This window comes from Paenibacillus pabuli NBRC 13638, from assembly GCF_001514495.1.
Classification (GTDB): domain Bacteria; phylum Bacillota; class Bacilli; order Paenibacillales; family Paenibacillaceae; genus Paenibacillus; species Paenibacillus pabuli.
In genome coordinates this window covers 261475-278244 of record NZ_BCNM01000006.1, presented here as the reverse complement: position 1 = coordinate 278244, position 16770 = coordinate 261475, and the positions used below count along the sequence as shown (strand labels likewise).

13 protein-coding genes are annotated in these 16770 nt (G+C 51.4%); all 13 read right to left on the bottom strand.

The window, feature by feature from the left end; translation table 11 throughout:
• On the bottom strand, positions 1 to 256 hold a 256-nt coding region (locus PPA03S_RS11160), incomplete at its 3' end, for a hypothetical protein (RefSeq protein WP_157284090.1).
• Between the two features lie 163 nt (positions 257 to 419).
• Positions 420 to 3623 (bottom strand): DEAD/DEAH box helicase, encoded by a 3204-nt coding sequence (locus tag PPA03S_RS11155; protein ID WP_062322751.1) that lies wholly within the window; start codon positions 3621 to 3623, stop codon positions 420 to 422.
• Between the two features lie 370 nt (positions 3624 to 3993).
• Positions 3994 to 4446, bottom strand: coding sequence for a chemotaxis protein CheW (locus PPA03S_RS11150; protein WP_157284087.1), 453 nt, complete (start codon positions 4444 to 4446; stop codon positions 3994 to 3996).
• Positions 4447 to 4709: 263 nt separating this feature from the next.
• Positions 4710 to 5672 carry an ABC transporter ATP-binding protein gene (locus PPA03S_RS11145; protein ID WP_062322747.1) on the bottom strand — a complete coding sequence of 321 codons (963 nt, stop codon included), beginning with the start codon at positions 5670 to 5672 and terminating at the stop codon, positions 4710 to 4712.
• Complete coding sequence (locus tag PPA03S_RS11140; protein WP_062322745.1) at positions 5669 to 6646, bottom strand: ABC transporter ATP-binding protein; 978 nt, start codon at positions 6644 to 6646, stop codon at positions 5669 to 5671. The genes PPA03S_RS11145 and PPA03S_RS11140 overlap by 4 nt, the downstream gene beginning before the upstream one ends.
• Positions 6647 to 6705: 59 nt before the next feature.
• Positions 6706 to 8052: a M20 family metallopeptidase gene (locus PPA03S_RS11135; protein ID WP_245683573.1), complete on the bottom strand. Its 1347-nt coding sequence runs from the start codon at positions 8050 to 8052 to the stop codon at positions 6706 to 6708.
• 96 nt (positions 8053 to 8148) lie between these two features.
• The gene (locus PPA03S_RS11130) at positions 8149 to 9732 is read right to left on the bottom strand and encodes an ABC transporter substrate-binding protein (protein ID WP_062322743.1); all 1584 of its coding nucleotides are present in this window, start codon (positions 9730 to 9732) and stop codon (positions 8149 to 8151) included.
• Positions 9733 to 10011: 279 nt separating this feature from the next.
• Positions 10012 to 10887 (bottom strand): ABC transporter permease, encoded by an 876-nt coding sequence (locus tag PPA03S_RS11125; RefSeq protein ID WP_062322800.1) that lies wholly within the window; start codon positions 10885 to 10887, stop codon positions 10012 to 10014.
• Between the two features lie 51 nt (positions 10888 to 10938).
• A complete protein-coding gene (locus tag PPA03S_RS11120; protein ID WP_174532126.1) occupies positions 10939 to 11949 on the bottom strand; it encodes an ABC transporter permease in 1011 nt (336 codons plus the stop codon).
• Between the two features lie 310 nt (positions 11950 to 12259).
• Complete coding sequence (locus tag PPA03S_RS11115; RefSeq protein WP_062322741.1) at positions 12260 to 13792, bottom strand: PucR family transcriptional regulator; 1533 nt, start codon at positions 13790 to 13792, stop codon at positions 12260 to 12262.
• A gap of 380 nt (positions 13793 to 14172) precedes the next feature.
• Complete coding sequence (locus tag PPA03S_RS11110) at positions 14173 to 14805, bottom strand: aspartate/glutamate racemase family protein (RefSeq protein ID WP_062322739.1); 633 nt, start codon at positions 14803 to 14805, stop codon at positions 14173 to 14175.
• Positions 14806 to 15033: 228 nt separating this feature from the next.
• Positions 15034 to 15987, bottom strand: coding sequence for an aminopeptidase (locus PPA03S_RS11105; protein WP_062322736.1), 954 nt, complete (start codon positions 15985 to 15987; stop codon positions 15034 to 15036).
• A 19-nt stretch (positions 15988 to 16006) separates the two neighbouring features.
• A complete protein-coding gene (locus PPA03S_RS11100; protein ID WP_062322734.1) occupies positions 16007 to 16678 on the bottom strand; it encodes an AroM family protein in 672 nt (223 codons plus the stop codon).
• Positions 16679 to 16770 lie beyond the last annotated feature (92 nt).

Sequence of the window (16770 nt, the reverse complement as noted above, 5' to 3'; positions counted from 1 at the left end):
CAAGCTCCGCCGGGGCAGGGCCGCCGCGCAGCAGCGTGTACAGCGCCAGCGGGCGCTGCCGCAGCTGGTCAAGCACGGCCTCGCGTGCGGCTTCACTCAGCTGCGGCAGCGTACCTGTTACCGTGAACAGGCCTGCGGCTGATTCCGTCTTTACTGCGTCTCCTGCTGCCTCTTGGCCTGCATCAGGAGCTGTACTCACTTCTGCTGTCCATCCACCGGGGGACATATGCAGCTCTACATTCCATTTTTCGCTCACAACAATCCCCCTTCCTATCTTTACACTCTGCATGTATTGTGAGTGCGTATCTATCTATATATGTTCAAATGTTTAACAAAACATGTACACAACAGCGATCGGAAGGTTGTTCTGTCATCAGAGTGCCAGTTTAAATATCCATTAGCTGAACTTGTATAGCAGCTTACAGCCACGTCTCACCCTGAAGCGAGATCAAGCCGCGCAGCTCATCATCCGACATCTCGGTCAACCAGTTCTCACCCGAGCCAACCACTTGCTCGGAAAGTGCCTTTTTACTCTCTATCAGCTCATCAATCCGTTCCTCCAGAGTACCCTGACAGATCAGCTTGTGCACTTGTACGTTGCGGTTCTGCCCGATTCGGAATACCCGGTCCGTCGCCTGATTCTCCACCGCAGGATTCCACCACCGATCATAGTGAACGACATGACTGGCACGCGTCAGATTCAGGCCCACACCGCCAGCACGAAGAGACAGGACAAACAGGGATGGACCCTCCCCTTTTTGGAAGGTTTCCACCATATCATCCCGCTGCGACTTCGAAACACCGCCATGCAGGAAATACGGTTCTTCTTCATACCGCTGTGCAAGCCGGGATACAAGCAGTTCCCCCATCGCCACATACTGAGTAAAAATCAGCGCGGACTCCCCGTTATCACGGATCGCATCGAGCAATTCCAGCAAACGTTCCATTTTGCCGGATGCCTCAGCCTTGCCATGTTCTTTCCGACTGCTGTCTGCCAGCACCGGATGATCACAGATCTGTTTCAGCTTGGTCAGTGAGGACAACACAATTCCCTTACGGGCAATACCGTTTCGTCCATCCAACCCACCCATCAGATCATCCACCACCCGCTGATACAGAACGGTCTGCTCCGGTGTCAGGGAACAATAGGATTTGAGCTCCAGCTTCTCCGGCAGATCCTTGCGGATATCCGGATCACTTTTCAGCCTGCGCAGCATAAAGGGCGATACAAGCCGATGAAGCTCACGCAGGGACGCCGCATTTTCTTCGGATGGGCCCAGTCCCGTATACCGCTGGCGGAATGAAGAAGCTGTACCCAGATACCCCGGATTAAGGAATTGGAAAATGGACCACAGCTCGCTTAGCCGATTCTCAACCGGCGTACCCGTCATCGCAATGCGATGCGGCGCAGACAGACGCATGACGCTTTGCGCTTGCTTTGTACGATAATTCTTAATATATTGTGCCTCATCCAGCACAACGGTAGACCAGTGCAGCGAGGCCAGGTCCGGGCCATCCCGGCCTGCCAGATGATAGGTCGTCAGCACAATATCATGGGCCTGTGCTTCCGCCTGGAATGCATTACCGTGCAGCCGTTGTCCGCCATGATGGATATACAATGACAGATTCGGGGCAAATCGCTTCAGCTCACGCTGCCAGTTCCCAAGCAAAGAGGTAGGGCACACAATGAGTGCAGGCAGATGTACACCCTGCATGTTCAGCTGCTCACCATTCAAGGAGAGTCCTTCCCTGCCCATAAATGCTTCATGTTCACGCGCTTCTTCAGCTGCTGCTTGTTGTTCCTCATGTTTCAAGTCCAGCAAGCAGGTAATCACCTGAATGGTCTTCCCCAGTCCCATATCATCCGCGAGACATACTCCAAACCCAAGCTCACGCATGGCGGATAACCATTGGTAACCCCGCTCTTGGTATGGTCTTAGTTCACCATGCAGCTCTGTCGGAACCTGACGCGGCTCAATACTGCGCAGCACCTGTCCGTCGAGCAGAAAGGAGAGCAGTCCTTCGGATTCCGCACCAAAGACGGAAAGCCCCTTCCATGCGGTATCCTCACCTTCCTCAGCTGCCAGATGCAGCCATTCGGAGAGCGGCATATATTGTTCTTCTTCTTTTTTCATATAACGCAGAACCTGGCGAATCTCTTTCGTATCCACTTCAATCCACTCGCCGCGGAACATCACATAGGGCACTGTAGCTTCCGCGAGAGCAGCCAGTTCCTCCGCCGTCACAGGTTTGCCGTCAAGCATCGGTTCCGCTTTGAAAGCGACCAGCTGCTCCATGCCCAGTGCAGACGGGGCTCCGAGCGGCCTTTCCGTTCCACGATTGAGCATCTGCAGACGCAATCCCGCACGGCGCTTCCCTGCCCGGCTCCAGCGTGAAGGCATTAATACCGTTATTCCCGCCTTCTGCAGACGAGGCACAGCATACGTCAAAAATTCAAAAAAGGCTTGCTGTTCCAGCTTCATTCCTTCCGGTCTTGCATGAAGAAGCGCCGTTTCCAGCTCCGGTGCCAGTTCTGCTGCCTGACCCAGCGCCATCAGCAATTGTTCTGCAGCCGAAATATAACACACCTTGCCCCGGTCCAGATCCCGGTCCGGATGGGCCCAGATTGTACGTGCAGGCAATCTCAGACCAGATTCCTGCTCACTGTCTACCCAGAAGGTAATTCCCCACAACGATTCATGCTCACCCAGGGGAGGTTCAAGCCGCAGCACCAACTTCAGTTGTCCTTCCGTCGGTGCCGTCTCTTCGCTTCCCACGAGAGGCATCGCTGTTCCGCCCGCTTCTTGCAACGTGCCAATGAGTTCTGTCATTTCTTCCGTCGGGCCCTGCACCGTCACCGGGCGGAATATCGAGATCAGGCTGTTCCACCATAATTCCGCTACCGGAGAAGATCCACGCCGGAACGGGGTTCGGTAGCGGGACAACTCACTGTCCATACCCTCCATCTCACCCGTAACAACGGCATGGACCAGCCCGCTCATAAATGAAAATAGTACAGCCGCTCCCGCTTCCTCCCTCGATTCCGGGTCTGAAGAAGCGTATGCTCCCGGAGCAGATAGTCCGATCGGCGGCATGGATTCTGCCAGTTCCCGGAAACGCTCCACATCCGCTTCCTGCAACAGACGCGGGCGCCATACGCCTGTCAGCGTTTCCTGTCCGGTGCGGCGGCGCGCGCCCGTCTTGGCAGCAAACTCAGCAGAAGGCGCAAATTCTCCGCGCAGCAGCAGTTCCTGTGTAAACTGTGCTGCCTTTACCCAGTAGCGAATCTCTTCTCCAGCCTGAATTCCCGCCGCATTCAATATACTGTCGTCCCAGTGGAGCAGCAGCTTGAATGTATCTTTGGGTGAAATCGCCAGCCCTTCCAACGTCCGTCCGAGCAATTGACGCCGCTTCGTACCCTTCGCTTCCGCGGCATTACGCATCGGATTGGGCCAACGAAGCTCCGCAAGACGCAGGGCGGCAGGCTGAAACAGACGACCCCCGTCGCCAAAATTCAGCTTCCGTACCACGTGGCTCCACGCATCCACACGCGGCTCCGATGTTTCACCGGAAAAACAAAAAAATACGTCACCAAGCCATACTCCATACAGCGATTGCATCATTACAGTCTCCCGTCATCCCTTCGCATTGTTACTCTCCATCATATACGAAAATGCTCGGATTTAAAAACTTTTACACATAAAAAATGCTTCTTTTATTCCCCATCCCCTCTGATCTGTACCGAAAAATAGTTCCTTATCCGTTTTTCTCCGCTTCCGCATCACTTCAAAAAAAACCATCCAAACCCCTTTATACTATATTGTCTACGATTGTTAAAAGGTGAAACACAGTATGTGAATGACATTCGGAAATAGGATGCTTACACAAAAAAAATGCCCCTCATCCCCGGAAAGGGCAAGGAGCATTTTCATAACTCATAACTCATTACTAACTGATTACATGCTTCGTATATAACATCCTTAAGGGCAGTGCTTATTGTGATCGGGTTAAATTACCGAGCAATACGTCCAGATTAAGAATACCAGCCTCATGATCGTCATTGTGTGCAATTTCCTTGAATAATCCCGTAGTGTAACGACGATATTCTTCCGTAGGTTCTTCAAACCGATCATACATCACCACCGAATCCACGGAATCGACAACGAGCGGTACATAATCATTGTGGTACGGCACGACAATGATGCGAGTGGAAGGTGTAGGCTCCTCGTCAGGCATACCCAGTAGAACGCGTACGCTAACAACCGAAACCACTTTTCCGTACAGCGGTGTAAAGCCCTTGATCTCCGGACTGCCAAAAGGAACAGTGGTTACCGGGAGCATTTTGATAATTTCATGAACTTCATCAATACGAATCGCACAAATCTGATTTCCGACTGAGAAATTAATGTATTGAACTTGAACTTCCTCATCCATAGATGTCTTCATACCCTTCTTGTTTCAGTTTCGATAAGAAGATTTTTATCGTAATCCTGATCATGAATAATCCTTCTCTTGCTGCTTTCTCTGTGTTTATATCGGTTCATATCCGGAAAAATTTTAGGATTCAATTACTGGCCTGATACGTAGGCCTTAAAGAAAATAAAAATGCAAACAAAGCCCCGCGTACACCGGAGACTTGTCTGCATTTCTGATTGCATTTCTGTCTGCATTTCTGTTTCTGTTCGTCTTTCCTCACTGTAATAATCACTCTAATACAGATGACACGCCACCTGGCGTCCCGGGGAAATCTCCCGCAGCTCCGGGATAACGGAGCGACACTCGTCCTTCACATACGGGCAACGGGTATGAAACGTGCAGCCTGACGGCGGGTTCTCCGGGTTGGGCACATCACCGCTCAGGACAATTCGTTCCTTTTGCACATTCGGGTCAGGAACGGGAACAGCAGACATCAAGGCTTTCGTGTACGGATGCAGCGCCTCGGTGAACAGCTCGGAGGTGGGCGCAAGCTCCACTACTTTGCCCAGATACATGACGGCCACACGATCACTGATGAACTTGACGACGGATAGATCATGAGAGATAAACATATACGTCAGTCCGAATTGTTCCTGCAGATCCTGCATCAGGTTCAGTACCTGCGCCTGAATGGATACATCCAACGCTGATACTGGCTCGTCACACACAATGAATTTCGGGTTCAATGCGAGAGCACGGGCAATGCCGATCCGTTGGCGTTGTCCACCCGAGAATTCATGCGGGAAACGGTGTGCCTGATATGGAGATAATCCGACCACTTCCATCAGTTCTTCGATTCGGCTCTTCAATTCGTTTTTCCCCAGATTATGATGGGTAAGCAGCGGCTCCTCCAGCGTACGCTGTACCGTCCAGCGCGGATCGAGGGAGGCATACGGGTCCTGGAATACCATCTGCATGTCTGTTCGGAAACGGCGCAGCTCTTCCGGGGGCAGCTTTCGTACATCCTTGCCTTCGAAGAGCACCTCGCCATCCGTCGGCTCTATCAATCGCAAAATCGCACGTCCCGTGGTGGATTTGCCACAACCGGATTCCCCGACCACGGCAAGCGTCTCGCCGCGCTCCACGGACAACGTTACACCATCCACCGCTTTGACGGCACCGACCTGTTTGGAGAATAGACCTTTGCGAATGGGATAATGCTTCTTGAGGTTTCTGACTTCCAATATCGTACTCATATCATCCCCTCCTGTTGCAGCAGGCAGCGGCAGCTGTGACCTGGTGCCGTCTCAAGTAATTCGGGTTGTATCGTCTCGCACCGCGCTTCTTTCACCGGACAACGAGGGGCAAAGCGGCAGCCTGACGGCATATGGGCGGGATTCGGAACCTGACCCGGAATGGACTGAAGACGGTCCTGATCTCCCGCAAGCTGTGGCAGTGAAGCGAGCAGGCCACGGGTATACGGATGCTGGGGATCGGCGAAAAGGGTTTTGACATCCGTCTCTTCGACCACTTGTCCGGCATACATTACCATGACCCGATCACACATCTCAGCTACAACGCCGAGATCGTGGGTGATCATCATGATTGCCATATTCTCCGTCCGCTGGAGGTCACGCATCAGATCCAGAATCTGTGCCTGGATGGTCACATCCAGGGCGGTTGTCGGTTCATCTGCGATGAGCAGCTGCGGGCTGCATACCATCGCCATGGCGATCATCACGCGCTGGCGCATGCCGCCGGAGAGCTGATGCGGGTATTGTTCTGCAATTTTTTCGGGACGGGGGATACCAACTTTGCGAAGCATATCAACCGACCGTGCCCAAGCCTCTTTTTTGCCCAGCTTCAGATGATACCGTGCCGCCTCCGAGATCTGTTTGCCGATCTTGAATACCGGATTGAGCGAAGTCATCGGTTCCTGAAAGATCATGGCCATTCGGTTGCCCCGAATTCGGCGTATCTCCCGCCCGGACAGCTTGAGCATATCTTTCCCCTGGAAACGGACCTCTCCTGAAGCAACGCGGCCGATTTTTTTGGGAAGAAGCTGCATAATCGATAACGAGGTAATACTTTTCCCGCAGCCCGACTCCCCGACAATACCCAGCACCTCTCCCTGCCGTATGGAAAGGCTAATTCCGTCCACGGCACGGATTACGCCCGCATCGGTTATAAATTCGGTCCGCAAATCCGAAACTTCGAGCAGTTCAGTCATGTTGTTCCCCTCCCATACCATTACGTTCTGAACCTTTTGCTTTTCTTCTTATATATAAATTAGTGCTTGGCAATCGTGGCTTCTTCGGAAGCTGCACCGTTCAAACCCTTCGAATTCTTCACTGATGCCTCATCTTCCATGCCTTCCACACCCAAATATTTAAGAGCACTCAGCGCATACACTTTGGCGCATTGGATAATCTGCCATACCGGTGCTTTTTCGTTGAAATTGTGAATCGTGGACAGCTCCGCTGGGCCATATTGCAATACTGGAATCTGGTGATTGCGGAAGTGACGTGCATCGCTGGAAGCCCATTGCAGTACACCGTATGCCTCTTCGCCGCTGACTTCGCTGATGCTCTCTACCAGTTGGCTGACAATCGGCTCATGCGGCGGAGTCCAGTTTGCGTTGCCCTGGAAGCCAAACGGCTTCAGCTCCGACTCAATTCCCGCTTCAAGCAGAAGCGAACGAGCACGATCAAGCACATCCCGGTAATCCACACCAAATGGAACACGTGAATCCACCTGGACCGTACAGCGATCCGCTACCACATTCACCTTGGTTCCACCCTGAATCGAACCGATATTCACGGTTACATGATCGAACACCTGATAGGCCAGACCTGCCTTCTCCCGGTCGCGAGCATACTCCTGCGAGATACGGATAATGTCCTTAACTTCTTCCGGGATGTCCGGCTTGATATCCCACAACCGCTGCAAAGCCTCAATACCCTTGGCCGCCTTCACAATCGCATTATCGCCTACAATAGGCTGCAGGCTGCCATGACCCGGTGTGCCTTCCACCGTAAATTCGAACCAGCAGCTCCCCTTTTGTCCAATCGTCGGATGCTGCGGACTGGACGGCTCCGCTATGACTGCTGCAGTACCCGTTGCCAGGCCGCGTTCCAACACCCAGGGCACACCCAGATCGCCGCCCGTTTCCTCATCCGGGACAATCATCAGGGACAGGTCACCGCGCAAAGGTACACCCAGCTTCGCCAGAATAACCGTCGCATAGATCAGACCCGCAAGCCCGCCCTTCATGTCAGACGCACCCCGTCCAAGCATGTAGCCGTCCTTAATTTCACCGCAGAACGGATCAAAATCCCATCGCGAAAGGTCCCCGGCTGGCACTACATCCGTATGACCACAGAAGATCAGATGTTTGTCTGACTTCTCCGCCCCTTCCCCATTTAACGTAGAGATCAAGTTAAACATGGTTTCCGTGGCCGCATGTACTTTGGTATCGATTCCTGCCTGATGCAGATATTCAATAATAAAAGCGCTAATTTCGCGAGAATCTCCTGGAGGGTTTTCCGTAGGAAAGCGAATCAACTGTGAACATAACTCCAGTAATTCATCTTGGCCTTCCTCGATTGCTTCCAGAACTTTCTTTTTCCAATCCATTCTGATCAGGCTCCTTCCAATATTGGCTGAATCGCGCTCGCCGCGAATGGTCAGAAGACAGGCAAGATTGCCTGCCCCCCGATTCGTCCGTTTCGTTTACTGTTCCTTGCTAAGTGGGTAGAAACGCAAAACCTCATCCGGGTAATATACATAACCGCTGACTTTGTTGTTCATGCCGACAACCCGGTTGTATTCGTAGAGATACGCCCATGGTGCTTCTGTCGTAATAATCTCCTGTGCCTTCATGTACAGCTCATTGCGTTTCGCCTGATCCGGCTCTGCGCCTGCCTCTTTCCACAGCTGGTTGACTTCCGCATTGTTGTAATGAATGTAGTTGGAGGATCCTTCACCGTAGAGCAGGAAGCCGAGATGGTATCCAGGATCATTAACAAAAGAAGTCCATTTGGAGATATAGGAGACCAGGTTGCCTTCTTTTTGCTGTTCCAGGAACTGTGCACGAGCAACTTTGTTGATGTTCATTTTGACACCGATCTTGGCCAGTTCCGCTTGAATCAGTACCGCATCATACTCCCAATCGTCAAATCCAGAGCCGAGGGTAAAGTCAAAGCTGAAGCCTTCTGCATAGCCTGCTTCCTTCAACAATTCCTTGGCTTTGTCCAGATTGTACTCGTACACATAGCCTGCATCCGTAAAGCCTGGTGTGTTGCTCGCTACAGCACTCTTCATCTCTTTGGCCTGTCCGTACATGACATCATTGATCAATTGGTCATAAGGGATCGCATAGCTAACGGCCTGACGCACTTTTTCATTATCAAACGGTTTGACATTGTTGTTCATGGCGAAGAACAAAATCCGGTTACTTGCGTTAGACTTGATCGTCAGATTAGCATTCTCCTGCAAAGCTGAAACATCTTTTGGAGGGATTTCGATCGCCATGTCCACATCACTCTTGTTCAGCAGCAGCACACGGTTGGAGGCTTCCTTCGTGAATTTCAGTGTGACTTTGCCGAGCTTCGGTGCACCCTGCCAGTACTCGTTGTTGGCCTGGAAAACGGCTTCACTGGCTGGGTCCCATTTTTCGAGTGTGAACGGGCCAGAGCCAGCGGCATTTGTTTTCAGATAATCATCACCTTTTTCCTCGACTAGCTTCTGGTCCACAATGGAGAAGGTGTACATGGCAATGATTTGGGTGAACATGTGGTTGGCTTTATTCAATACGATCTCGACCGTGGAATCGTCCTTGGCGGTCACGCTCTTGATGTCGGCCATCCCATAAAGAAAGCTGCCGGAGCTGGACTTCGCTACACGGTCAAAGGAGTACACAACCGCATCCGCATTGACCGGATTTCCGCTTTGGAATTTCAGCCCGCTTTTGATTTTGAATGTATAAGTCGTGTTATCATCGGATACGTCCCAGCTCTCGGCGAGCATCGGCTGAATATCCTCTGTATTGGCCACGTCCGCACCATCTACCGTTTTGACCCCATAGGTTACCAGCTGGTCGTAGGTTGCCAGTACCAATGTATCGGAGGTCAAATCATTCGCCTCCGCCGGGTCCATCGTCGTTCCACCCTCAGAATACGCAACAGTCAGTGTCGGCGCAGGCTTCGCTGCTTCTCCTGAACCGGATGCCGCAGGCTGCTGGTTGGCATTGCTGGCACAGCCGCCAAGAACAACCGTAAGAGCGATTATTGCAGAAAACCATTTGAGCTTTTTCATGTTTAGTTTCCTCCCCTTTTCGAACCAGTCTTATGATGCAATACAGCTGTAAAACGTTGCAGCTTTCATTAGAAAGAGTGAATGTGTATTATTCCAGTACCGGGAGGGCAGCTTACCAGTACTGTACCCCCGGTGCCAAACGCCAGCATCCGATCAGTCTTCTGCCGCTGATGGAACCCTGCATGCCGTTATTTCAGGCATTCCCCGCAAATCGGTTCCACCATCCGGCTATCTATGAACCGGTTCTATAGAGGCCGATGGTCAACAACTCAACAACCCCTATTTTCCCGAACGCAACCGCGGATCCAGAACATCACGGAAACCATCTCCGAGCAGGTTAAATCCAAGAATGGATGTGGCTATAGCCAGTCCAGGGAAGGTCACCAGCCACCATTGTCCGGAAATGATATACTCCCTGCCTTCAGAGATCATGGCTCCCCATTCGGCTGTTGGTGGTTTGACACCAAGGCCAAGAAAGCTCAAACTGGATGCCGTCAAAATCGCAAAACCCATACCGAGCGTTGCCTGTACCAGCAGCGGGGCCAAAGCATTCGGTAAAATGTGGCGAAACAGAATTACCCTGTCCCTTACACCTACGGCTCTGCTCGCTTCCACGTACTCCTTTTCGCGCAGAGATACCGTCTGTCCATACATCAATCTGGCAAATTCGGGAATACCCACAATCCCTACAGCAATCATGGCACTCGTCAGGCCGTTGCCGATGGAAGCCGCAATGGCCATCGACAGGACCAGTGACGGGAAGGCAAGCAGCACATCCATCACCCGCATAATGATATTGCCCGTACGTCCGCCGTAGTAAGCGGCGATTCCACCTAGCGGAACACCGATGACAAACGAAATACTGACGGCAATCAGGCCCGTCCAGATACTGATTCTGGCTCCGTAGAGCACACGACTAAGAATGTCCCTGCCGTAGTTATCTGTACCCAACCAGTGACCGCCTGACGGTGATTCCAGCTTCACAGCCGTATTCGTCATATAGGGATCAAATGGTGCGATCCAGGGGGCAATCGCTGCGATCACAGTCCACATCACGATAAAAGCTAGACCTATAGCAGCGAGCCGATTGCGAAGCAATAGTCTCAGAAAGGTTTTTGGTTTGGGAACAACCGCTGGTGCAGGTTTGGTTCCCATGGAAGTCGGTGCGGCAGTACTCACAGCGGTACTCCTCCTTTCGCGGCGACCCTATTCATAACGGATTCGTGGATCAATCAATCCATAGACCAGATCCACCGCCAGATTTATAAAGCTGAACAGAATGGCACTTACCAGTGTGAAGGCCTGAATTGGTGCATAATCGGCAGCCAGAATCGAATCTGTGACATAACCGCCAACGCCGGGCCAGGAGAAGATCGTTTCCGTGATTACCGCACCACCGAGTAGTCCTCCAAACTGAAGGCCGAGAACGGTCAACGTGGGAATGAGGGCATTGATCAAAGAGTGTTTGCCGACGACCGCGGTTTCGCTCAAACCCTTGGCTCGTGCGGTACGCACATAATCCTGCCCGATGACTTCCAGCATGCTGGACCTGGTCATACGGGCCACAATCGCCATTGTTCCTGTACTCAGGCAGATGGCCGGGAGCAGCAAATGCGCAAGACTGCTTTTGAGTGCGACCATATCTCCAGTCATCAGACTGTCTATCACGTACAATCCGGTAATATGAGTCGGTGGATTGAGGTCTCCGCTGATGCGTCCCATTGGAGCTGGAGCCCAGCCGAGGATGGAATAGAAGATGTAAATAAACAGCAGTCCCAGCCAGAAAATCGGTACACATGCTCCAATCAGTGAGAATACCCTGGAGATGTGGTCGATAAAGGACTCTTTGCGGGTTGCAGCGATAATGCCTACCGGAATCGCAACACAGATCGCTATAATCACACTGGCCAGCGTCAGCTCAATGGTTGCCGGAAAGCGGGTACCGAAATCACTTAGCACCGTATGACCGGTATGGTAGGCGAACCCCAGATTGCCTTGAAACAATTGTCCAACGTAGCTAAAAAACTGTACAACTAGCGGCTTGTCCAATCCCATGTCCATTCGGATTTTGGCAATGACATCATCCGTGGCCTGTTCACCAGCCATGACAATGGCGGGATCTCCCGGAAGAACACGGGACAGGATGAAGGTAATCACCACGATGCCGATCAGCGCCGGAATCATCTGCAGCAGCCTTCGGAGCGTGTAAGCAAACAATCGATCAACCCCTTTAACTCTGATGTCTCACTTGCTGTTTTACAGTTCTCTGTGGACGGCCCAATGTAGACAGCATGTCTGTCATCCGTCTCTTCTTTGTAATTGTGCTTATTTTACCTAGAAACCAAGCGTCGAACTACGTCCCATTTAGCTAAAAAAAAGCACAACCGTTTGTCGATTGTGCACTAATGTCTCCCCAATATGTCATGTTAAATTACACTCTAAGACACAGTTCGCTATATTTCGACCTTTATCTTCCGTAAAACTCATGGTTGATTCTACTGCAGGAACTGGGCCCGGTGAGCAGAACCTAAACCTCTTGTTTGTCCTGCCTCATGTAGTAGTACACCAGGCACAGATGACAGACAAATTGCTCACGCGGGTGGTTCAGATCAAAGCCTGTGATGTCTCTAATTCGCTCCAGTCGATATTTGACCGAATTCCGATGGATGTAGAGGCGATTTGCTGTCTCAATCAGACTCCCCCGGCTCTCCAGATAATAAAAAAAGGTCCGCAGCAAGTCGCCGCTATGTTCTTCGTCATAGTCACGCAATTTTCCCAGCTTTCGCTCAAACAATGCTGCAAAACCCGGATCATCTGCCGTCTCGCTCAGCAGGTGATATACCTCCACATCCTCAAACCGGGTCGTACGCCCCCCCGATAAACGGGAGGATACCATCAGGGCATTCCTGGCTTCCCCATAGCTCTGATGTATATTCCAAAGCGAAACCTGCGTGCCAACACCTACTCTAAATTGTCCCAACTTGTTTGCCGGATCTTCGATCCATACCGCGATGGTTTCAGTCCAGGATTGAATGTCCTCCATCCATACCGCATCCTTGGACTCCGGTGTTGGCAGAAAGAGGACAGCCCGGTTGGTCCGGAACTCAATATGCGGTGTCACTCTCCGTTTTCTGGCTTCATGTGCAAGCAATTCAGTCAACAAGTCTTCATCAGGGGCAACCTCGCCTTCCATTACGGCCACTTCCCATAAATGCTCTGGATTCATTCCGAGCTTACGGCCTCTGGATTCAGCTTCATGCCGCAAGAGCAGGGGCGGTGTCAGAAGTTCATCAATGAAATTGCCCCGTAGACGCAATTCGGTATCTTCCGCCACCTTGTTTCTCATCAATTCCAGGGATAACACCAATCTGGCCTGTTCAATTCCGACTTGTTCCATTTCATCAAGCGAGCCCTTATCCACCAGCAGCCGCGCAACCTTCCTGCGGTCCAGATTAATCTCCCAAACGAGCGGGCTTACTGCTTCCTTCCAGTCATAATCAGGCGGTGAAGATACAATGATCTGTCCACCATTGTCGATGACACCTACAGGTGCCTGGAGCAGTTCGGCCACATTGTCTCCCACAGCCTGAATCCCGCTGTTTTCTAGGACCATAGTCATCAGTGTTCGATATACTTCCTCGGACCTGCGAAGCAGGGCAGCCTGTCGGTCGAGCACCAATTCCATAACAGGTTGCGTAATATCCATGTAGGGTATTTCGGGAGGAATCTCAATAATGGGCAGGCCGCAGTCATTACTGGCTGCTATGGCTTCTTCCGGAATTTCTTTGAGAAAACGGGCAGGTTTAATAGCCAAAGCAGCTGCTCCCGCCTCATTAAGTGTATAGATCAGTTCCCCAAGCAGACCGGGATTTTCGCGAATCGAATAGGCCGTCGTCAACATGAGCATGCCTTCCCGTAACCATCCTTGCAGATCAGGCACCTCCATGATATCCACAAACCGAACAACCCGATCCAATCCCTGATGGCCGCTGATCACCTTGGCCTTACTGAGTATAGGAATATTCAACAGTTCTTTCAGTGTTATACCTGTCGTTTTCAAGCCTATCGACCACCCTCAGCCAGATTTGCAAATCTCCTCGCATACTGCATCTCATTTTTTTGGATAGTTTACCAGACTATCTGATCAAAAAAAACGGGAAATTCTGTGATATCCGCATGACTTGGATTACTTTCATAAAATAAAACAAACCTTTCACGTTGTTAGTTCCAGTATATAATCTTATAAATAATTTTAACACTTTATCGCGTCACATTAGGAAACAAACTTCGCTTATTCACTTTCCATACAGAGTTCAGCTGCCCCACGGACCGAAATGTATTCAGTAACACAAATAACGCCGATACAGTTGTGAATAACTGCATCGGCGTTAGAATCAAGCTATATTTTTCTGCTAAAATACAATTCCGGCACTCTATAGATTAAGCATTCACCGCAGACACGGCTGCACCTAAGGAATAGATCGGGTCGAGCGCGCGGATATGCAGTTCTTTTTCCACTTCAAAAGCGAAACCCATCGTTGCAAAGCCGGTACAGGCGAGAACAATGGACTCAGCACCTTCAGCCTTCAGTCTGCTAGCGGCTTCCATTGCCGCCAACCGTCCTGTAGGCGTGTTCAGATCGAGGGTTGTAACCACACCTTCGGGTCGGCCCATCCCGATATAAGCCTCTCCAAGTATGTCACGAATCAGGGCAGGCACTTCCTCCAGAATCGTCAATACACCTACCCGTGCAGCTGAGGTGAGTGCAAGATGTGCAGCACAAGCTCCAGCACCATATACGGGTACCCGAACAGCGGCGCGTATTTCTGCAAGACCCGGATCAGCTGCACAACTAATCCCAATAGATGTACACCCTTCGTGTTCCAGCTGCCGCGCCAGATCCACAATTTTGGGAATCGATTCAAGCTCTGTAGCCTGATCATACACACCCAGCGGTTGCTCGGGAATACATCGACTGCAGACCCGAATGCCGTATCGCCCTTCAATCAATGCCCCGTGTCTGTGGATATCTTCTTCATCATGAAGCGTAATCACTCTTATAAGACCCAACATTGGCGTTCCTCCCCAGGCTGTGGATATCTTGTGCATATGTTACCCACAGTCTGTTGATAGTTACCCCCAACCCTGTGGATATCTATATATATATTGTGAATATGTTGTGTATTTGTCGCTAAAACTACCGCGAAATTTACGCATCTGCCCCCATTGTGGATAGGTTGTGGGTACGCTCTCATACACCTTTTTTTTTGATCCACAAGGTTATCTCATGATTATTCTGCTCTATTTCTGATCAAGCAGTTCTCCCTGACGCATAATCAGGACATCATCAATGTAGACATCCGGCTTCTGTACGACAGCATCAATATGAACCCCCGCTGCAACTGTACCACCAAAGGTATTGTTACTGCCAAAAGCAACATGAATCGTCCCGTAGACTTTCTCGTCTTCCAGGACAACACCCGTAATTCGGGCCTTGTCATTGGTACCAATGCCGAATTCGCCAAGAATCCGGCCATCACCTTCTCCAAGCATGGATAGCAGCTTGTCTCCTTCGGCGCCGGTTGCCGAAACAAGGCGGCCCTCTCTAACCGTCAACAGAACAGGGCTGCTAATCGCGCCTATTCCTGCGATGGAGCCATCCACCAGGATCTCACCATCGCCCCTGCCTTCAACGGGTGCAATGTAAGCTTCACCCGAAGGCAAATTGCCGGACTCCCCTGGATTGAGGTACATGCCTGTACTTGGCACGCCATTGCGTCCCTGAATGGAGAATGACAGCTGGTGCCCATCCTTCTCGATACGAACGCTGCTCCCCGCACTTAGCATGCCTGTAACCTTATCGGTCAAAGCCTTCACTTTGGGATACTCTGCGGTGATTGCACCGTTCATGAACATATCGTCCGTCATGCCCGGCATTGTGGCTACCCGGGTTCCGGCAGCTGCCGCCTGTTTGCGAGCCTGTGTATGGGTTAGTGAATAACGGGTTACACACACTGCAACATCAGCACGCTTCATCGCTTCGGCAATCGGTGCAGGTGGCTCTTCACCGGATTTACTCCGTTCTTTCATTACCATAAGTACCGCATCTGCTCCCAATGCCTTGCCTGCCTCATATATGGATTCGGCCAGTTCTCTCTTGGCATCATCCGCTACGACAGCCAGTGTCTCACCACTGCGAAGTCCAAGGCATTCCACCAAAACATTTTTACTGACGTCAATTCGCTGCTGGTTCATTTGTTCGTCTCCTCCTGTGTCAGACCATTTCCGCTACTAGCTTACCCATTAGAGCATTCGACAAAATGACGGGGATTCCTGCGCAGACGTTGGCAACCCACTGACGGTGCCGCTCATCATACCCCATGCAGTCCAGTAAAATGAGCTCAACACGCCCCTTCAGTGATTCAGTCGCCTGCCGGAACTCGGCTTCACCGGATGTATAGGGAGAAGCTGCAGCAAACGCAGGCTGGACCAGGGAGGAAAACTTCAGATCAAGCTGCCCCGCCTGCTCGGGTAAGGGCCCGATCAGCCCAAGTCGGCGCCCATCGGCCATGGCCTGTACCGCTGGAGGAATAATACGGTCAGGTTCAATGAGGTGCGCCTTGGCTGATCGCAGACCTGGGAATGAACCTGTACACAGCAACAAAATATTGGAGATACCCATACCTTCGAATTCACGGATTTTGCGATCCAGAATCGGCCTGATTTTTTCTCGGGATACGATAGCCGCACTGCCGTCCAGCAGACGGGAAGTTAGCACATAATCACCAGGTTCCGGGGCCAGATCAGCGATCTGAGTTGCTGAAAGTCCGTCCAGCAGCCCAACCTGAACAAGTTCTGCACGCCCCTCCAGGTACTTTTCTATGACAGGCGCCACATCCGTTCGCGGAGCTTGTCCAATTGTGATCATGCCAAGCTGCTTTATCATTTTATTGCCCCCTACATCTCAGATCTGCGGTACACGCTGTGCATGCCCACATCAGCGTTCCCCTCTGCCGCTTCAGTCGTTACCTCTTCAGG